18 protein-coding genes and 1 tRNA gene are annotated in these 19,326 nt (G+C 66.5%); 13 read left to right on the top strand and 6 right to left on the bottom strand.

Annotated elements, in window-relative coordinates; all coding sequences use genetic code 11:
• Positions 1 to 29: 29 nt before the first annotated feature.
• Positions 30 to 100: transfer RNA gene (locus ACFC4D_RS35455), tRNA-Gly, on the bottom strand.
• Positions 101 to 521: 421 nt separating this feature from the next.
• Between ACFC4D_RS35455 and ACFC4D_RS35460 the strand changes: the two genes are divergently transcribed.
• From ACFC4D_RS35460 to ACFC4D_RS35485, 6 genes are all read left to right on the top strand, one after another.
• Complete coding sequence (locus ACFC4D_RS35460; protein ID WP_364629462.1) at positions 522 to 1,526, top strand: GGDEF domain-containing protein; 1,005 nt, start codon at positions 522 to 524, stop codon at positions 1,524 to 1,526.
• 228 nt (positions 1,527 to 1,754) lie between these two features.
• Positions 1,755 to 2,618 carry a DUF1542 domain-containing protein gene (locus ACFC4D_RS35465; protein ID WP_376069903.1) on the top strand — a complete coding sequence of 288 codons (864 nt, stop codon included), beginning with the start codon at positions 1,755 to 1,757 and terminating at the stop codon, positions 2,616 to 2,618.
• Positions 2,619 to 2,782: 164 nt separating this feature from the next.
• Positions 2,783 to 4,057 carry a phosphatase PAP2 family protein gene (locus tag ACFC4D_RS35470; RefSeq protein ID WP_376070395.1) on the top strand — a complete coding sequence of 425 codons (1,275 nt, stop codon included), beginning with the start codon at positions 2,783 to 2,785 and terminating at the stop codon, positions 4,055 to 4,057.
• Between the two features lie 60 nt (positions 4,058 to 4,117).
• On the top strand, positions 4,118 to 5,398 hold the full coding sequence (locus ACFC4D_RS35475; RefSeq protein WP_376069905.1) for a glycosyltransferase family 87 protein: 1,281 nt from the start codon (positions 4,118 to 4,120) through the stop codon (positions 5,396 to 5,398).
• Positions 5,399 to 5,462: 64 nt separating this feature from the next.
• Positions 5,463 to 6,824, top strand: a complete 1,362-nt coding sequence (locus ACFC4D_RS35480) for a 2OG-Fe(II) oxygenase (RefSeq protein WP_376069908.1) — start codon at positions 5,463 to 5,465, stop codon at positions 6,822 to 6,824.
• Entirely contained in the window at positions 6,817 to 8,316 is a 1,500-nt protein-coding gene (locus tag ACFC4D_RS35485) for a DUF4246 domain-containing protein (protein WP_376069910.1), read from the top strand. The genes ACFC4D_RS35480 and ACFC4D_RS35485 overlap by 8 nt, the downstream gene beginning before the upstream one ends.
• Here the strand turns inward: ACFC4D_RS35485 and ACFC4D_RS35490 are convergent.
• The gene (locus tag ACFC4D_RS35490) at positions 8,283 to 9,527 is read right to left on the bottom strand and encodes an MFS transporter (protein ID WP_376069913.1); all 1,245 of its coding nucleotides are present in this window, start codon (positions 9,525 to 9,527) and stop codon (positions 8,283 to 8,285) included. The genes ACFC4D_RS35485 and ACFC4D_RS35490 overlap by 34 nt on opposite strands.
• Positions 9,528 to 9,700: 173 nt before the next feature.
• On the opposite strand from ACFC4D_RS35490, the gene ACFC4D_RS35495 reads away from it, so the two are divergent.
• Positions 9,701 to 10,144 (top strand): hypothetical protein, encoded by a 444-nt coding sequence (locus tag ACFC4D_RS35495; RefSeq protein WP_376069916.1) that lies wholly within the window; start codon positions 9,701 to 9,703, stop codon positions 10,142 to 10,144.
• Positions 10,145 to 10,158: 14 nt separating this feature from the next.
• On the opposite strand, the gene ACFC4D_RS35500 is transcribed toward ACFC4D_RS35495, so the two are convergent.
• Together ACFC4D_RS35500 and ACFC4D_RS35505 are read right to left on the bottom strand one after the other, a co-directional pair.
• A complete protein-coding gene (locus ACFC4D_RS35500) occupies positions 10,159 to 10,971 on the bottom strand; it encodes an Fpg/Nei family DNA glycosylase (protein ID WP_376069919.1) in 813 nt (270 codons plus the stop codon).
• An 87-nt stretch (positions 10,972 to 11,058) separates the two neighbouring features.
• The gene (locus ACFC4D_RS35505) at positions 11,059 to 11,532 is read right to left on the bottom strand and encodes a ribose-5-phosphate isomerase (RefSeq protein ID WP_364629447.1); all 474 of its coding nucleotides are present in this window, start codon (positions 11,530 to 11,532) and stop codon (positions 11,059 to 11,061) included.
• 189 nt (positions 11,533 to 11,721) lie between these two features.
• Here ACFC4D_RS35505 and ACFC4D_RS35510 point away from each other — a divergent pair, with 189 nt between their 5' ends.
• The gene (locus ACFC4D_RS35510) at positions 11,722 to 12,642 is read left to right on the top strand and encodes a M48 family metallopeptidase (RefSeq protein ID WP_376070397.1); all 921 of its coding nucleotides are present in this window, start codon (positions 11,722 to 11,724) and stop codon (positions 12,640 to 12,642) included.
• Positions 12,643 to 12,741: 99 nt separating this feature from the next.
• A complete protein-coding gene (locus ACFC4D_RS35515) occupies positions 12,742 to 13,731 on the top strand; it encodes a M48 family metallopeptidase (protein ID WP_376070400.1) in 990 nt (329 codons plus the stop codon).
• 61 nt (positions 13,732 to 13,792) lie between these two features.
• On the opposite strand, the gene ACFC4D_RS35520 is transcribed toward ACFC4D_RS35515, so the two are convergent.
• Entirely contained in the window at positions 13,793 to 14,437 is a 645-nt protein-coding gene (locus ACFC4D_RS35520; protein ID WP_375955345.1) for a DsbA family protein, read from the bottom strand.
• Positions 14,438 to 14,600: 163 nt separating this feature from the next.
• On the opposite strand from ACFC4D_RS35520, the gene ACFC4D_RS35525 reads away from it, so the two are divergent.
• From ACFC4D_RS35525 to ACFC4D_RS35535, 3 genes are all read left to right on the top strand, one after another.
• Entirely contained in the window at positions 14,601 to 15,821 is a 1,221-nt protein-coding gene (locus tag ACFC4D_RS35525; protein ID WP_376069921.1) for an NAD(P)/FAD-dependent oxidoreductase, read from the top strand.
• Positions 15,822 to 15,925: 104 nt separating this feature from the next.
• The gene (locus tag ACFC4D_RS35530) at positions 15,926 to 16,327 is read left to right on the top strand and encodes a YciI family protein (protein WP_376069924.1); all 402 of its coding nucleotides are present in this window, start codon (positions 15,926 to 15,928) and stop codon (positions 16,325 to 16,327) included.
• Between the two features lie 9 nt (positions 16,328 to 16,336).
• On the top strand, positions 16,337 to 17,599 hold the full coding sequence (locus ACFC4D_RS35535; protein WP_376069927.1) for an RNA polymerase sigma factor: 1,263 nt from the start codon (positions 16,337 to 16,339) through the stop codon (positions 17,597 to 17,599).
• Positions 17,600 to 17,608: 9 nt separating this feature from the next.
• On the opposite strand, the gene ACFC4D_RS35540 is transcribed toward ACFC4D_RS35535, so the two are convergent.
• The gene (locus ACFC4D_RS35540) at positions 17,609 to 18,532 is read right to left on the bottom strand and encodes an AraC family transcriptional regulator (protein ID WP_376069930.1); all 924 of its coding nucleotides are present in this window, start codon (positions 18,530 to 18,532) and stop codon (positions 17,609 to 17,611) included.
• A 118-nt stretch (positions 18,533 to 18,650) separates the two neighbouring features.
• Between ACFC4D_RS35540 and ACFC4D_RS35545 the strand changes: the two genes are divergently transcribed.
• On the top strand, positions 18,651 to 19,325 hold the full coding sequence (locus ACFC4D_RS35545; protein WP_376069932.1) for an NAD(P)H oxidoreductase: 675 nt from the start codon (positions 18,651 to 18,653) through the stop codon (positions 19,323 to 19,325).
• Position 19,326 lies beyond the last annotated feature (1 nt).

Genomic DNA, 19,326 nt, shown 5'->3' on the forward strand with positions numbered 1-19,326 from the left:
CCTGGGCCGAAGCTCCCAGACGGGAGAAGAGCGGGTGACGGGAATCGAACCCGCGCTATCAGCTTGGAAGGCTGAAGTTCTACCATTGAACTACACCCGCGTGCACCCCGAGACTGCCGGTGCGTGCGTTGAGCACTGTACCTAATCTCACTCATCCAATGCCAATCGGGCTGGATACGGGCATATTCCCGCCGGTCGGGCGGAGCGTCGGCGCGTCGGGAAGACTCGCGGAAATTGGGTGTAACGCCTGGCTCCCAGGAACGATCACACATCCGATCGCCATTCGCGAGGTGTCGGGAACCCGTTCTGAAACAGGGGTTTTCGATGCCGGGTGGCTTGCTAGGATCCTTTTTGTCCGGACGGGGGTATCTGGAAAGGGGGCGGTGAGCGTGCACCACACATGCCAACCGCGAGTTAGTGAGTTCGATCCGAAGGGCAACACCGGCGCGAGCAGCACCATCGCCGGCAGCACCGGTCCCGGCCACGCCGGGCCAGACGTCACGTTCGCAGGGTGAGCGCGCATGCCCATCCGCATCGACGCCCGCACCACCGCCGTCGTGACGGCCACCATCCGGGAATGGGTCCGGGCGGTACATCCCGGCGGAACCGGTTCCACCGTGCCCGCACTCGAACCCGAGGATGTGGAACGCATCTTCGGGCGCATCATCGGTGAACTATTGGAACTGGCCGGGTCCGAACCGTTTCCGGTGCCCGCGGCCCGCAGCATCGGGCGGCGGCTCGCCGAATCACCGTTCGAGCGCACCCGCATGCTCGCACCCGCCAGCCGCGCCCTGCTCGGGCTCGCACCGGGTGAACCGGGATCGCTGATCGCCACCCGCTGGCCGTTCATCGCCAGCCAGGCCATCGACAGCTATGCCGAGGCGCTGCAGCAGCGTGCCCTCGCACAGCAGGAACGCAGCCTGTCCGAGGCGGTGTCGGTGCGGGTGCAGGAAATCGCGGCCCTGCAGACCCGGCTGCGGCACGAGGCCACCCATGACGCGCTGACCGATCTGGCCAATCGCTCACTGCTCAAGGAGCGGGTACGGGTGATGGCCACCGATCCCGCGCGCGGCATCGGCCTGCTGCTCATCGATCTCGACGATTTCAAGCAGATCAATGACGGTTACGGGCATTCGGTCGGCGATGAGGTGCTGGTCACCATCGCCAAACGACTGCGTGCCGCGTGCCCGGCCGAAACGGTCATCTCGCGCTACGGCGGTGACGAATTCGTGGTCGCGCTGCCCGCCCGCCGCAATGCCCTGGGCGAGCTGGCCATGCGGGTGCTGGCGGCGCTGTGCGAACCCGTGCACACCGCGGCGGGTCCGGTACCGGCCTCGGCCAGTGTCGGCACCGCGTTCTGCCCGCCCGGCCGCGACTGCGATTTCGCAGATCTGCTGCGCAGCGCCGACCGTGCCATGTATTCCGCCAAAACCGCAGGAAAGCGGCAATTCGCCATATCGGAGCTCGACCCAGAGGAGGTCGACTCAGCAACCACCACCGGCAGATTCGCCGCGGTAGCGGGCTGAGCGACCTGGGGACGAGCCTCGGCGCGGGGGAAACAGCGCCGAATTCGCCACCGTCCGGATCGTCCGGGACGGAGGCAGTCCACGCCGCCGTGCGGCGAGTGATCGACACCTCTCATGCCCGGCGTCGCGAGGCCGAGTAGCCCGCGCGCACCGGACCGAGCTGCGCATACGAACGTGCGGCGAGTTATAGCAACTGGACAGCAATCGGTGCCGCGTAGGGTGGTTCGCGTGGCTACGGTTGTCGTACTACTCGTTCTGCTGATCGTCGTACTGCTGGCGGTGCTCATCGTCAGCCGCGGTCAGCGATCCCGCGCGAATACCCAACTCGCCGATGCGAAAGCCGACGCCCGGCGCGTCATCGAGCGCCTCGGCGGGCAGGTCTACAACCTGACCGGCAATGACGAACCCTCCAAACAGGCGCTCGCCGACGCGGGCGAACGATTCAACGCCGCGGGCTCCCAGATCGAGCAGGCCAGCACGCCGGCGCAGGCCCGGCTCGCCAAGGAGACCGCGCTGGAGGGCCTCTATTACGTCCGTGCCGCCCGTTCCGCCATGAAAATGGATCCGGGGCCCGATGTCCCCGAACTCGACGGTCAGCGCAGCGCGGGCAAGGTCACCGAGGATCGCACCGTGGAATTCGACGGCCGCCACATCGAGGCGTCCGCCGATCCCTCCGCGCGGACGCCGAACTACTACCCGGGCGGACGGGTGGCGGGCCGTCCGGTCCCCGCGGGCTGGTACTCCGAACCCTGGTGGCGCACAGCGCTTGTCGCGGGCGCGTGGGGCGTCGGCTCGGTACTGCTGTTCGACGCGCTGTTCAGCGGGATGTCCGGGGTGGATTACAACGCGGCCGCCTTCGAGAGCGGATACGGCGACGGCTATCAGGCCGGGCTGGACGCGGGCGACAACGGGGATCAGGGCTACGACTCGGGCGGTGCCGATCAGGGGTACGGCGACCAGGGCTACGGCACGGGCGATCCGGGCTTCACCGATGCGGGCCTCGCGGACCCGCGATCCGATCTCGGCGGCAGTGATTTCGGCGACTACGGCGATTTCGGTGGTTTCGACAGCTTCGACGGCGGCGGCATCTAGCCCGCTCCCCGAACCGCGCTCGGGTGCTGGTCGGTCGCTTGTACGTCTGGCGGTAACCGGAAGTTGTGCCTCCGTTTGGCCTGTGTTATCGATTGACGGTGCTGGTCGACCACGAGGTGAAGATTTCCGGCCCGTCGTCGTCCGGCGCCGGGGCGGGATCGCGGGTGCTGCCTGCCGCCGGGGTGGCCGTTGCGGCGATATTGCTGATCGCCGCGCAGTGGTGGGCCTCCGATCACGGGGTGCTGGGACCGCTGCACAGTCTGATCGACGACTATTTCGCGAATCCGCAGTCGGCGTTCGTTTCCTGGGCGGGTTTGGGACTGGCCTGCGTGGGCGTGACCGCGCGCGTCCGGGTGGTCAGCCTGGTTGCGGCGGCGGTGCTGGACCTGTTGACCCTGGGCCTGCAAGCGCTGTGCGGCTGGCATGTGTCGATCGGGACCGGGCCGACGCTGGCACTGACCGGATTGGCGATCGCCGCCTCGCGCTGGGACGGGCAGCGGCGACGGACGGCTTTGCACGCCATCGCGTTCGGTGTGCTGCTCATCATGGCCTCGAAGGTCGCCGACACCTGGCTGATGGTCAGCGTCATCGCCGGGCCGCGGGTGCTGGATCAGTACGTGCAGCTCGCCGATCACGCGCTGGGTGAGCCCGCGTGGCTGGTCGGGCGGGCGCTGGACGCGCTCGGTCCGATTCCGTCCGGGATTCTGCATGTCGTCTATATCCAGTTGCCGGTGGCGGCGGTGGCGATCGCGGTGTGGCAGCTGCGCAATGTGACGACGAGTCCGTGGCCGCGCCACAATCTGCTGCGGACGTTCCTGGTGCTGGGCGTGGTCGGGCCGCTCGGCTATGTGCTTTTTCCCGTGGTCGGACCGGTGTTCGCGTACGGACCCGAGGGCAACGGTCTGCAAATCGGGGATTGGCCGCGTGTGCTGCCCGCGCTGACCTCCATGCCGAAACCGCTGCTGTTCGATACCGTCACCGCGCGCAATTGCATGCCGTCCATGCATACCGCGTGGGCGACGGCGCTTTTCATTCATTCGCGCGGCGGTCCGCGCTGGCTGCGCTGGGCGGGGGCGACCTGGCTGGTGTGCACGCTGCTGGCGACCCTGGGTTTCGGCTATCACTACGGCTGCGATCTGGTGGCGGGCGCGGTGCTGTGCCTGACGGTGGAGTCGGCGCTGCGGGAGCCCGATCGCGGCTGGAATCGGTACCGGGTGCGGATCGTCACGCTCGGGGTGACGGTGTTCGCGGGGCTATTGCTGTCCTATCGCTTCCTGCCGGTGACCATGTCCGCGTATCCGGTGGTGGCCGGGTTTGCCGTGCTGGGCTCGCTTGCCGTAGTTTCGCTGGTCTTCTATGCGACCTGGTTCAGTCCCCCTGGCGGTCGCCTGGCGGACTGGGGCGGCCGGATCGCGCGGGAATCCGTGGTCATCAACTAGCTACTCCCGCAATACAATCCGGACAACTTATGCGAAGGCCGAAGGGTTAGTGTCTGCCGAATGATCACCATGCGGACGGGGCAGCGGGGAGTGCTGCGCAAAGCGAAGTCCGATGACCTGAGAAATATCCCGCGCGTTCCGTTCGCGATCGGAATTCTGCTCTCGGTGGGCATCGCCATGCTGTTCTCGCGCATGCACGGCTTCCTGGATCTGCAGGTGTATCGGGTCGTCACCCGCGCCTGGCTGCACGGCAGCACCCTCTACGGACCGACCCTGCCGGTGGCGGGGCATACCGATCTGCCGTTCACCTATCCGCCGTCCGCCGCGATCCTGATGATTCCGCTGGCGGTGACGCCGCTGTGGCTGGCGGAAATCCTGGTGACGGCGAGCTCGCTGTCCTGTCTCGGGGTGACGATCTGGCTGGTGCTCTCGCGCATTCGCCCCGATCTGGCGGTGCGCACGAAATTCACGCTGACCACGACGGCGGTATTCGCGCTGCTGGCCATCGAACCCGTCCGCACCACACTGTGGTTCGGGCAGATCAATCTCGTATTGATGGCCGCGGTCGCGCTGGACTGCCTCACCGAGAAACCGCGCTGGCCGCGCGGTGTGCTCATCGGCATCGCCGCGGTCACCAAACTGACCCCGGCGGCCTTCATCCTCTACTTCCTGCTGCGCCGGGATTGGAAGGCCGCGGCCACCTCCACGGCGACCGCGATCGCGGTCGTACTCGGCGGCTTCCTGCTCTTCCCGCGCGAATCCCGCGACTACTGGTTCCACGCGGTCACCGACACCAACCGCATCGGCTCCCCCGACTACGTCGGCAACCAGTCGATCAAGGGCCTGTTCTTCCGCCTCGGCCTGACGCATTCGGCGGCCACCATCGCCTGGCTCGCCACCGGCCTGGTCGTGGTGGGCGCGGGCGCGATCCTCATGCACTACCTCTTCAAGGCCGAATCCCTCACCGATCAGCCCGCACTCACCGTCTACTCCGTAGCCGCCCTACTGGTGAATGCCGCGGTCCTGCTGCTGATTTCACCGGTCTCCTGGACCCACCACTGGATCTGGGCGGGCCCCGCGATAGTGGCCGCCATCGCCTGGGCCACCACCCAACCCGGCCGCGCCCCGGCCGCCCTCACCGCCGCCTTCACCCTCCCCTTCCTGATCGGCCCGGGCATCGTGCCCAACGGCCGACATCAGGAACTGAAATGGTCCTGGTGGCAAAGCATCTTCGGCGATATCTACATCATCACCACCATCGCGCTGCTCGCACTCGGACTGTGGTGGCTGGTCAAAGCGCGTACGGGCCAACGTATCCGGCCCGCATTGATTCCCGGCTGATCCGGACTCTGTCGGCGGCATCGGCAATACTGCTGGGCGAGTCGATTTCGGTGGGGAGATGTGGATGACGGAACAGACCTTGCAGGGCATCGGTGCGCTCTTGGGTTCGATGCGATCGCCGGGTTCGTTCGCCGTGCGCGGCAGCGTGACGGCCGCGGATCTGGCGGTGACGGTCGACGGGGTGGGACCACTGAGCTGGCCGGTATCGCCGGAACAGGCACGGGCGCTGCGCGATATCGCGCGCCCCGCGCGCTACGGGCTCGGCGAACAGACCCTGCTCGATGCGAATGTTCGTGACACGTGGGAGATTCCACGCGATCGGATCAGCATCGACGAGCCGCGATGGCAGCGGACTCTGGGGCCGTTGCTCGACTCGGTGCGGCGGGAACTAGGACTACCGGACACCGCCGAACTGTCCGCGCAACCGCACTCCATGCTGGTGTACGAGGCGGGCCAATTCTTTCGGCGACACCGGGATTCGGAGAAGGCCGACGGCATGACCGGCACCCTGGTGATCACGCTGCCCTCGACCTACACCGGCGGGGATCTGGTGATCGAGCATGACGGCGAGCGGGTGATCGGCACCGGCTCGCCCGATGAGCTCGGCTTCGTCGCGTTCTATGCCGACTGCGATCATGAAGTGCTGCCGGTGACCAACGGCTACCGAATCACTTTGACCTACAACCTGATTACACAGGGACGCACCCTGCCGAGCGCGGCGGCCGACGCGGACACGACGGTGCTCGCCGCCCAGCTACGCGAGCATTTCGCGGTACCGGTGCCGGTGCCGAGCTGGCGCCGGAAAGACGGTCCGGAAAGCCTGCCGCCGCAGCGGTTGGTCTACCTGCTGGATCACCAATACTCCCAGCGCGGATTCGGCTGGGAACAGCTCAAAGGCGCGGACGCCGCACGAGCCGCGGCGCTGCTGGCGGCGGTCGACCAGGCCGGATATGAAGCGGCGCTCGCGCTTGCGGAAATCCAGCAGACCTACGCCTGCGATCTCCTCGAGGACGAGGAGTGGATGTGCGGGCGGCGGCGACGCTGGGAGCGACGCGACGGAACGTGGCGACTGATCGGCGAGCAGTGGGAGCAGATCGACGATCTGGACGAGCCGATCGATGACGAGTCCGATGCCACCGTGCCCGCCGACCACCCCGATCGCCTCGGCCCGGATCAGCTCGAGGAACAGTGGGGGCGGGATATCGAACTGACCTGGTGGATCGATCGATCGGGTCATGCGCGGGAATTCTCCGCCGCACTCACGGACGACGAAATATGCACGGGAACACACGAGTCGGTGCTCGCGCCGTTCGCGATCGAGACCGAGGGCTATATGGGGAACGAGGGCAATACGGTGGACCGCTGGTATCGGCGCGCCGCGCTCGTCGTCAGGCCCGCGAGCGGGGAGATTCAGGAAAATGACTGAGCTGTCCGGGTTTCCATTGCCTTTCGTCGAATCGCATTTGATGCCGGTTGCGCCCGAGAGGGCGGTGTCGGAGCTGGCGATGATGCGGTTCAGTGCGGGGATTCGGGCCAAGGCGCAGTGGTTCGTGAAGATGGGCGATGCCGAAATTGTTGGGAGGTGGGCTCGGGAGGCGGCGGAGCAGGGGTTGAGCGCGGCTCAGATCCGTTATGTGGTCGCGGAATTGGCGTATTACGCGTCGTTGCGTGATGAGCGGACGGGGGTGGAGGTTTCCGGGGTCGACGGGGTGTGGCAGTCGGATGGCTTGATCGGCGATGAGTTGAGAAATGCTCTGCGGGAGGCTGTTCGGGTGCTGGAGGAGGTGCCCGAGGGGGAGCGGGATTGGCATCCGGGGTCGAATGGGCAGGTGCTGGATCTGGTGCATCCGTCGCTGTTCTGCCTGGTGCGCGGGGTGAGCGGGGTGGATGCGGCGGCCTGGCCGCAGCGGGGGAAAGATATTGCGCGGTACGCGTATTCGGAGAAGTTCCAGTGGTTGCCCACCGATGTCGATATCGACTCCGATGGCGGGGCGGTGTTCGCGTCGTACGTCAACAATGTGGATCCGGTAGCTCATCGCGAACTCGACGCGGTGTTGCCGGTGCTGTTCGCACGGCTGCTGCCGTTGTTCGAGAATGTGCTGACCGATCTGCGGTATCCGCGGCCGGTGCGGATCGAGGTCGATCCGTACACCTGGTACGACAATGCCCCGGGGAAGCCGGTCGAGCCCGAGGATCCGAATGACGAAGAGGCCAGGGCCGCTTGGGATGCCGCGCGTGAGGAATGGTGGGATATCCGTCGTCCGGTCATCCCGGACGCTCCCGAATTCGCTCCACCGGCCGTACCAGACGACTTCGTTCGCGTCGATCTGCGGGGGCGGCGACTCCAGGTCATCGTCAAACTCGCCACGATTCACCTCACCCCGGACAGCCCCGAATATGCCGGTGGCAGTTGGCATGTCGAGGGGATGATGAACGAGCGCATCGTCTCGACCGGTATCTACTACTGGGACAGCGACAACATCACCGAGAGCCAGTTGAGTTTCCGCGCGTCGATCGACGATCCGGAATACGAACAGAACGACGGCAACGGTATGGAGGATGTCTACGGCCTCAGCGATGAGGATCCGATGAGTCAGGTGCTGGGATCGGTATCGACGAATGCGGGCCGCTGCCTGGCGTTCCCGAATATCCTCCAGCATCGCGTCGCACCGTTCCGCCTCGCGGATCCGACCCGGCCGGGGCATCGCAAGATCCTGGCGTTCTTCCTGGTCGATCCCTCCGTGACGATCACCTCGACCTCCGATGTGCCACCGCAACAACCGGGGTCACCGACCTCGACCATGACGCGGGCGCAGGCCGAGGGCTATCGCGAAGAACTCATGCGGGAACGGAAGTTCTTCGTCGACGAACACAACGAGGAGATCTACGAGCGGGAATTCTCGCTCTGCGAGCACTGATTCCGGCCCGGCCACGGGATGTACACCGGGATGTAGCGGCCCATCGCCACCGCGCCCAGGGCCGATACGCCACCCAGGGTCACCACCGCGACGGCGAGTGGTGCGAGTGCGGCCAGTCCGCTGACCAGCAGTGGACCTATGAAGAAGCCGCAATCGTGGGTCAATCGCCAGGCGGCCAGGAATTCGGCGCGGGTGGCGGCCGGGGCGACATCCGCGCCGATGGTCATGATGACACCGTTGCCGATGCCATTGCCGATTCCCATGACGATCGCGGCCACGGTGAGAACGGCGATCGAATCGGCAAGCGGCACAATCAGATACCCGATCGCCAGAATGGCCAGCGAGGGCACCGCGATGAATCGCCTGCCGAATCGATCCATCAAATGCCCTGCGGGATAGGCACATAGGACGTCCAACCCCGCCCCGATGCCGTAGACGAGCGCGGCCGTCGCGGCGCTCGCGCCGAGATGGTCTGCCCACAAAGGCAATATGGCATCACGCGCCGAGCGCGCCGCACCCATCAGCAGCGATCCGCCACCCAGGGTGAACAGCAGCGTGCGATGGGCGCGGCCGATGCTCAGCAGCGAAAGCGGCGGCACCTTATCGATCCCGGAGTTCGCGGTCTGCGGATCCGGCAGCCTCGTCATGAGATATCCGGCCACCGCGATGGCGATCAACTGAACGACGAACCCACCGCGCGTACCGAATCCGATGATCGCCGCCGCCCCGAGAAACGGCCCGAGGAAACTCCCCAGCCGCATGGCCCCGCCGAACAACGCCATGGCCCGCGCCCGCCGCTCGAACGGAATCACCTCCGACAGATAGCTCATCCGTGCCAATCCCCATACGGCATTGGACAGTCCGACGACCACCAGTCCCATACACAGCACCGGCACACTCGGTGCGAGCAGACACGCCAGCACCCCGAGCACCCCCGCGGAACTCGCGAGAACAATCGAAAGCCGCTCCCCCAACCGCGAAACCACCTGCCCCGCCGGAATATCCCCCAGCACCTGCCCCAACCCCACGAGCGCAACCGTCAGTCCCGCCACGGCAGGCGAGGCCCCCAAACTCAACGCCGTCAACGCCATCACCGGAGCCGCCGCCCCCATCCCGATCCCATACGCCGTAGCGGGCAGATAAACGGTGAACAACAACGGCCGCAGCGAGGACACCTCCCCCGCCCCCTCAACCTGCCGAATGACAGTCAACTTCCAGCCTCCATGAGTGCCCGATAACGCCCACTCACTCTCCGAACCCACCCCACCCCTGACAACGCCCTTTCCACCCCGTGGAAATCACGCTGATTCCAACTCCGAATGTGAAACACATTCAGTTCACAACTGCTAGATTTGCGCCGCCGGATCTACACGGGGAGAGATCAATGAAGTCCACGCTCACAACAGCTTTCGCCATCGCCGCGGTCGGAATGGTGATCGCCGCACCATCGGCCCAAGCCTCCGAAACGAAGATTCACACCGGCCCGCTGGAGGGCGCGCCATGCCACGTCAATCAGACCTATCGGCTGTGGCTCTCAACTATCACGCCGGGCAGGGACGTCATCGAAGTCACCGACAATGGGGTATCGATACCTGTCCACTGGAGCGACTACCACATCAGCCGAGTCGACTGGACACCAACCACAACCGGTCGCCACACCTTGACCCTCTCCGGTGACCGAACCGAAGTCGCGGTGACATTGATCCAACTCGGCAGCTCGAAGCTGACCGACCTGGGCACAGGCAGCGGCTTCTTCCGCGCGCCTTCCACCTCGGTGCAGACAACGGTCGTCCCCGCCTCCGACACCACCACCCCCTGCCTGCAATAACCGCAGAGACGCGATCAGCTGGGCTGGCAGGTGGGGCACCAGAACAGGTTTCGGCCTTCCATGACCGAGTGCAGGACCGTGGTGGTGCACAACCGGCAGGGTTCGCCCGCCCGGCGGTAGACATACGTACGGGGGCGGTCCGGGGAGTAGGACGGTGCGCCGTGGTCGTCTTCGGGGCGGACCACGACCATTACGCCGCGTTTGACGCCCACCTTCATGAGGGCCACCAGGTCGGTCCAGATCGCTTGCCACTCTTCATGGGTCAGCTGCTTGCCGGGGCGCGTCGGTGAGATGCCGTGGCGGAAGAGGACTTCGGCGCGGTAGACGTTGCCGACGCCTGCGATGACCTTCTGGTCCATCAGGAGGGAGCCGATGGGGCGCTGGGAGCGACTGATGCGGTGCCATGCGCGGTCCGGGTCGGCGTCACCGCGGAGCGGGTCGGGGCCGAGACGGGCTGTGAGGGCGTCGATTTCGGGGGCGAGGAGGATTTCGCAGGTGTTGGGGCCGCGCAGGTCTATGCCGTAGGGGGCGTCTTTGCGGCCGGGGCCGTACATGCGCAGGCGGACTTCGCCGACGGGTTCGCCCATGGGGACCGGGGATTCGTAGAATTTGCCGTAGAGGCCCAGGTGGATGTGGACGGTGAGGCCCGAATCGTAGTGGTGCAGTAGGTGTTTGCCCCAGGCTTCGGCATGGGTGAGGACGTGGCCGTCGAGCCGGGCGGCCTCGGCGGCGAAGCGGCCCTGGGGGCTGGATACCCGCACGGGTGCACCGGCCAGGCGCTGTTGGTGCAGCTTTGCCAGGCGATGCAGTGTGTGGCCTTCGGGCACGAACTCACCGATCTCTCTGGAGGAAAACAGGAATGCCGCCGCGAACGAGAGTTCGCGGCGGCGTGGCCTATTCCGGGGTGGCGGAACTCAGTACGCGGGAACGGCGGGGGCGACGCCGGTCTTCTCGTATTCGGCGAGGATGTCGATGCGGCGCTGGTGCCGGGCCTCATCGGACCATTCGGCGGCCAGGAAGGCGTCGACGATGGCGAGGGCTTCCTCGGTGCTGTGCATGCGGCCGCCGACGCCGATCAGCTGGGCGTTGTTGTGCTGGCGGGCGAGCTGAGCGGTTTCCACGCTCCAGGCCAGGGCGCAGCGGGCGCCGGGGACCTTGTTGGCGGCGATCTGCTCGCCATTGCCGGAGCCGCCGAAGACCAGGCCGAGGCTGCCGGGATCGGCGACGGTGCGGCGGGCGGCCTCGATGCAGAAGGCCGGGTAGTCGTCGAGGGCGTCGTACTCGAGGGCGCCGCAGTCGACGACCTCGTGGCCCTGGCCCTCCAGGTGGGACTTGACGTGGTTCTTCAGTTCGAAGCCGGCGTGATCGGCACCCAGGTATACGCGCATGGCAGGGATTCTCTCAGGAGCGCCGATCCGCCATTAACGGTGGGTGAGCGGGAGCGCGAATAACAGGTGCCAACTTTCCGGCCTCCGATGCGAAGGTGCGCCATGCCGTCCGATGACCGCCAAGAACGAATGCCCGCTTTGACCGCCCGGACCACGGTCAACGGCCCGGCCTGGAATCCCGTATCGGGGATGACCGGCTGGGATCCGGCCACCGGCCCGCCCGGCTGGGGTCCGGTCGCGCCGGATGAGACGCGCCCGCAACAGCTGCCGCCGCGCATGCCGATGGATCCGCAGACGCGCGGGCTGTCCCCGTTCGGGTTGCCCGCCCGGCACAGCTGGGAGATTCCGCTGCTGGTGCTGGTCGTGGTGCTGACCGTATTCGCCTATCCCTACGCGGTTTTCGCGGTGAGCCGCGGTACCGACAATCTGTACCTGTCGATTCTGGCGTTCGCGCCGATTCTGGTGTGGTTCCTGCGCGGTTCGCAGTGGGGTGCGGCGCGGGTGTCGGGGGTGAAGATGTCGCCGACGCAATTCCCGGACGCGTATCGCATGGTGCAGGAGGCGGCGACGCGATTCGGTATGAAGAAGGTCCCGGATGCCTACGTGGTGCTCGGCAATGGGCAACTCAATGCTTTCGCGGCCGGTCACGGTTTCCGGCGTTTCGTGGTCGTCAACAGCGATCTGTTCGAAATCGGCGGTGCGGCACGGCAACCCGAGGCGCTGGCCTTCGTGATCGGTCACGAGGTCGGTCATATCGCGGCGGGCCACACCTCGTATTGGCGGCAATTCGGCACCATACTCATGCAATTCGTGCCCGTGCTCGGTCCGGCGCTGAGCCGCGCGCAGGAGTACACGGCCGATAATCACGGCTACAGCTATTGCTTCTTGGGCGCGTCCGGCGCGATGACCACGCTGTCCGCGGGCAAATACCTCGGTGTGATGGTCGGATTCGACGAAATGGCGGACCGCGCCTTCACCGAAACCGGATTCTTCGTCTGGCTCACCAACTTGCAGGCCAGTCATCCGGTGAACACCTGGCGGATGTGGGCGCTGCGTGATCGCAGCCGTCACGGGAAGCTGTTCCTGCGCCCGGCTCCCCCGTCCGCATAGAGTTTGCTCATGACGTCCGACGATCAGTCGCAGCCGCCGAACGCCGAGCAGGGGAATCCGGTCACGGGGAGCCATCCGGGGTGGAATCCGGTCACGGGGATGACCGGATGGAATCCGCAGGTCGGCCCGCCGGGATGGGTTGCCCAGCCCGGCTATTCACCGCCGCAGGTCCCCCCGCATCAGCCGACCCGCGGGCTGTCCCCATTCGGTATGCCCGCCCGGCACAGCTGGGAGATTCCGCTGCTGGCGGTCGTGGTGGTGCTGACCGTGCTCGCGTATATGTTCGCGCTGCTGCTGTTGCTGACCGGCAGCCTGAATCAATATGTGCTGCTGTTCACGTTCGCGCCGCCGCTGCTGTGGTTCGGCCGCGGTGTGAATTACGCGACGCAGCGGGTGAACGGCGTGAAAATGTCGCCGACGCAGTTCCCCGAGGGTTATCGGATGGTGCAGGAGGCCGCCGCGCGTTTCGGAATGCAGACGGTTCCGGACGCGTACGTGGTGCTCGGCAATGGTCAGATCAACGCGTTCGCCTCCGGTCACGGTTTCCGCCGCTACGTGGTGGTGTACAGCGATCTGTTCGAAATCGGCGGTGCGGCACGGCAACCCGACGCTTTGGCGTTCATCATCGGCCACGAGGTCGGGCATATCGCGGCGGGGCATGTCTCCTATTGGCGGCAGCTGGGCATGTTCCTGGGACCGTTCCTGCCGATCCTGGGCAATTCGCTGATTCGCGCACAGGAGTACACGGCTGATAATCACGGCTACTGCAATCGGCATCTGGGCGCGCCCGGCGCGATGCAGACGCTCGCGGGCGGCAAATACCTCAATGCCATTGTCGGATTCGACGAGATGGCCGATCGCGCACCGCAGGAGAAGGGTTTCTTCGTCTGGGTGGTGAACGCGCTGTCCAGCCATCCGGTGCTGACCTGGCGCATGTGGGCACTGCGCGATCGCAGTAGACACGGCAAGTTGTTCCTGCGCCCCGCCCCGCCCGCGCTCGCACAACCGCCCGCACCGTACGGCGGCTATCCGCAGCAGCAGCCGCCACCGGCCGGATATGGTTCCGCCACAACCTATTTCGAGCAGTAGCGACGCCAAGGGCCCGCCGTTTCCGGCGGGCCCTTCGTATTCCGGCGGCCCGATGCGAAAATCAGTCGAACTGCGGATCCTCGGTGCGGGTGCGCTTGATCTCGAAGAAGTGCGGGTAGGACGCCAGCGCGACCGCGCCGTCCCACACCTTGCCCGCGACCTCGCCGCGCGGAATCCGCGACAGCACCGGCCCGAAGAAGGCGACCCCGTTGATGTGGATGGTCGGCGTGCCGACATCCGGGCCGACCTTGTCCATACCGGCGTGGTGCGAGACGCGCAGCGCCTCGTCGTATTCGGTGCTGGTGGCCGCCTCGGCCAGCTCGGCGGGCAGGCCAACCTCGGCCAGCGATTCCGCGATCACCTTGGTGAGCAGGTCCTCGCGCGGGCCGTCCGTCTCGTATTCGGCGCGGCGATTGTGCAGGCGGGTGCCCATCGCGGTGTAGAGCGCGGGCAGCACCTCGTCACCGTTCTTCGCGGCGGCGGCGATGGCCACGCGCACCGGGCCCCACCCGGTCGCGAGCAATTCCTTGTACTGCTCCGGCAGGCCGTCGCGGCCCTCGTTGAGCACCGACAGGCTCATGACATGGAAGTTCACGTCGATATCGCGGACCTGCTCGACCTCGAGGATCCAGCGGGAGGTGATCCAGCACCACGGGCACAGCGGATCGAACCAGAAGTCGACCCGGTCCTTGTTGGTGTCACTCACGAGTAATCCCTTTCGCATTCGTCGGCCGGGCATGGCCGCCACTATGGGCAACAATGCACCTTCTTACCGATATTTCCGCCGAGCGGCATGTTCTGCGGGTTAGGGTCGGAATATCAGCCTTCGTCGTCGGCAGCCGCGGATGGGCGGCGCAGGAAGGTCACACATGACCACGGCATCCAGGTTTGTCATCGCAGGTGGTGGGCTGGCAGCGGCCAAGCTCGCGGCGGCCTTGCGCGCCAATGATTTCGACGGGACGATCACCCTCGTCTGCGCGGAGGAGCGATTACCGTACGAGCGACCGCCGCTGTCCAAGGACTGCCTGCTGGGTAAGAAAACACCCGCGGACGCGATCGTGGAACAGTCGCAGTGGTATCGCGATCATCACGTCGAGGTACTGCTCGGCACCACCGTGACAGGGGTCGATCGGGCGACGAAAACCATTACGCTGCCGGATCATACGACGATCACCTACGACAAACTGGCGCTGGCCACCGGATCCCGGCCGCGCAAGCTGCCGATACCGGGAGCCGATGCGGCCGGGGTGTACACGCTGCGCACCGCCGAGGACTCCGAGGCGATCCTCGAAATGTTCGGTGCCGCCAGGCGACTCGTGGTGATCGGGGCGGGCTGGATCGGCCTCGAAGTCACCGCCGCCGCCCGCAATGCCGGGCTGGAGGTGACGGTGCTGGAATCGCTGGACGTGCCATTGCAGACCGCGCTCGGGCCGGAGATGGGACAGGTTTTCGCGGATCTGCATCGCGAGCACGGCGTCGATCTGCGCGTGGCGACCAAGGTCGCCGAGATCACCGTCGCCGACGGGCGCGCGACCGGGGTCCGCCTCGCCGATGACACCGCCATCCCCGCCGACGCGGTGCTGATCGCGGTGGGCGCGCGACCCAATATCGAACTCGCCGTCGATGCCGGACTGGCCACCGGCGAGGGCGTGCTGGTGGATGAGAGCCTGGCCACCAGCGATCCCGATATCGTCGCCGTCGGGGACATCGCCGATCAACAGCATCCGGTGCTGGAACGCCGAATTCGGGTGGAGCACTGGGCAAATGCGCTCAATCAGCCCGCGGTGGCGGCGGCGACCATGCTCGGCAAGGACGCGGTATACGACCGGCTGCCGTACTTCTTCACCGATCAATACGACCTCGGCATGGAGTACACCGGTTATGCGACCGCCAAGCAGACCGCGCGCGTGGTGGTGCGCGGCGATCTCGGCAAACGCGAATTCATCGCCTTCTGGCTGGACTCCGGGAATCGGGTGCTCGCCGGGATGAACGTGAATATCTGGGATGCGGGCGACCGGATCAAGGAATTGATCCTGGGCGGCGAGGCGGTCGATCCGGACCGGCTGGCCGACACCTCGATTCCGCTGTGACGACCGTCACCCGGCGCGTTCGAGCGACCATGTCGAATTCGCGGCCCGGGCTCCGACCTGTCCGTGAACGCGCCCGCCCGGCGCACCGAACATAGGAGTCGACCATGAAGTACATGCTGCTCAAGACCTACGGGGCCAATGCGCACTGCGATACGCCGATCAACGAGTGGACGCCCGAGGAAATCAAGGCGCACATCGATTTTCAGCGTGCGCTGGGCGAGGAGCTCGCCAAGTCCGGCGAACTGGTGGACGCGCAGGGGCTGACCGGACCCGATGACGCGGTGCTGGTCAGCTCGGACGGTCGGTCCGCCGCGGTGATCACCGACGGGCCGTTCCCGGAGACCAAGGAATTCCTCGCCGGGTACTACCTCATCGACGTCGACAGCCGGGAACGGGCACTGGAGATCGCGGCCCTGGCCTCGGCCGGACCCGGCCCGGGCGGTAAGCCGATCGGCGAATACATCGAGGTGCGCGCGGTGATGAGCGCACCCACCAGCGATCTGTGACCTGGTTCGATGGGCTCCACCACCTATGAGGTCGAGGACCTGCTGCGCACACTCGCCCCGCAGGTCCTCGGGGTGCTGACCCGGCGCTACGGGGATTTCGACACCGCCGAGGACGCCCTGCAGGAGGCCATGCTGGCGGCCGCCACCCAGTGGCCCGACGAGGGCACTCCGGATAATCCGCGCGGCTGGCTGATCCAGGTCGCGGCCCGCAGGCTCGTCGACACCGTGCGCGCCGAAGTGGCGCGGCGCAATCGCGAAACCGCGACCATGCTGCGCGAAGTGCCCGCCGCAGCTGAACTCTCCGACGCCGTGGATGAGCGGGATGACACGCTGACGCTGTTCTTCCTGTGCTGCCATCCCGTACTGTCCCCGGCCAGCGCCATCGCTTTGACGCTGCGCGCCGTCGGCGGGCTCTCCACCGAGGAGATCGCCCGCGCCTTCCTGCTGCCGGAATCGACTATGGCGCAGCGGATCTCGCGGGCCAAGAAGCGGCTGGCAGCGGTGGATCGGCCCTTCGAGTCCGGCGAAAGCAGCTCGGAGACAGGGGAATCCGGTTACCCACAGCAATGGCGGGCCCGGGTGGGCACGGTGTTGCAGGTGCTCTATCTGATCTTCACCGAGGGCCACACCAGTACCGGGACCGAGCTGCGGCGCAATGACCTTTCCGCGGAAGCGATTCGGCTCGCCCGTGCGCTGCATCGGCTGCTGCCGGATGATTCCGAGGTCACCGGACTCTTGGCGCTACTGCTGCTGACCGATTCGCGGCGGGCCGCCAGATCCGGGGCGCACGGTGAGCTGATTCCGCTGGCCGAACAGGATCGCGGGCGGTGGGAGCGCGCGACCATCACCGAGGGCGTCCGGCTCATCACAGCCACACTGGCGGGCAGGTTGACCGGGCCGTATCAGATCCAGGCCGCCATCGCCGCGCTGCACGCGCAGGCGCGACGGGCCGAGGACACCGAATGGGATCGAATCCTGGCGCTGTACAACAGACTCGAACGCATCGCGCCCAACCCCATGGTGACACTGAATCGCGCGGTGGCCTTGGCAATGGTCGACGGTCCGCAGGCCGGACTGGAACTCGCCGCGACTCTCGAAGCGCCGCTGAAGGGTTCGCACCGGCTCGACGCCGTACGCGGCCACTTCCATGAAATGGCAGGCGATTACACGGCGGCGATCACCGCGTACACGGCCGCCGCCGGACGCACCACCAGCACCCCCGAACGCAACTACCTGACACTCAGAGCGGCACTGCTGCGCGAGCAGCACTGATCGCGGCGGTCAGGCGGCGGCGCGGAAGCCGGTGGGGCTCAGGCCGCGGTGGCGTTTGAAGGCGGCGCTGAAGCCGAAGGCGTCGGCGTAGCCGAGGGATCTGGCTATCTGGGCGACGGTGAGATCGGTTGCGGTGAGCAGTTCTTCGGCCTCCTCCATGCGGAGTTCGGTGAGGTAGGCCAGGGGCGGGGTGCCCATGATCGCGGTGAAGCGTTTGGCGAACAGCGCGCGGGAAACGCCCGCCTGGGCAGCCAGCGAAGCCACCGTCCAGGGCAGGCCGGGGCGCGCGTGGATCGCCTCCAGGGCGGGGGCGACCAGGGGATCCTCGACGCCGCGATACCAGCCGGGCGCGTCGGCCCCGGCCTGTTCGAACCAGCTGCGCAGGGTGCACACCAGGCCCCAGTCCAGCAGGCGGTCCATCATGGCCTGCGAGCCCGCGCTGTGGCTGACCGCCTCGGTGGCGACCGCTTCCATCCATGGGCAGATCTCGGCGTCCTCGTGGATGACCAGCGCGGGCGGCAGGGCACGCACCAGGCGTTCGTGGCGGCGCGAGGAGGCGCGGTACGCGCCGACCAGCAGGGCGGTCGCCTCCCCGGAGTCCTCTCCCCAGTTGATTCCGCTCAAATCCGCTGCGGTGCAATCCACTTCGGTGAAGCAGGCGATCTCGTACTCGGTATGCGGTACGCCGAGTGATTCGGGGCGATCGGTGAAGTGGAACGGTTCGGGACCCCGCACGATGACGGTGTCATCGGCGGCGAGGCACTGCCGGGTGCCGTCCGCCAGCACCAGGGTGCCGCCGCCGCGCAGCACGGTGATCATGGTCATGGGCGCGCCGTCGGTGAAGCGAATAGTCCAGGGCGCGGTGAGCACCGCGTGCGTGACGACCGACCCTTCGGCGCGAATTCCGCTCAACAGCTGACTCAAGGGGTCCACGCTTCGAGCGTAGACGAATTCCTATCGATCGGAGTGGATCACCCATGGATCGTCCACGCCGCAACCGGTGTACTGAATGCAGCACCGCACGACCACCGCTCGATCAGGAGGAATTCCCTTGTCGCACAACGATAGTCGTACAGCTCTCATCGTCGTCTCACATCATCGCGCCGATTCGCTGACCGCGCATATCGCCCGCCGCACCGCGACCCAGCTCGAGGACGCCGGATACGCGGTCGACCTGCTCGACCTGACCGCCGAGGGTTTCGACCCGCGCATGAACACCGCGGATCAGCCCGACTGGAACGACCGCGACAAGACCTACTCCCCCGAGGTCGAAGACCATATGCGCCGAATCCTGGCCGCCGACTTGATAATCCCCGTCTTCCCCATCTACTGGGGTTACGCGCCCGCCCTGCTCAAAGGCTGGGTCGACCGCGTCTGGAACTACGGTTTCGCCTACGGCCGCAGTAAGCCGAAACTCGCGGGCAAGCGCATGCTGTGGCTCGGCCTGGCCGGCGCGACCGCCGACGACATGATCATCCCGGCCATCCAGACCATGCTCGACACCCAGCTCAGCGGCGCGATCGCGTACTACTGTGGTGTCTCCGACTCCCGCACCGTGGTCCTGCCCGACGCCGAGGAACGCCCCCAGCGTCTGGACGCCGAGGGCAAACTCGAAATCGGCGACGCGGTCCAGGGCGCGGCCCGCGAAGCCCACTTCGCCGACTTCGAACGCAAAGCCGCGGAACACGTTTCGGACTTCCTGGCAGCCGACCGCGTCCCGGCCTGAC

Source organism: Nocardia sp. NPDC056000, assembly GCF_042269265.1.
Classification (GTDB): Bacteria; Actinomycetota; Actinomycetes; order Mycobacteriales; family Mycobacteriaceae; genus Nocardia.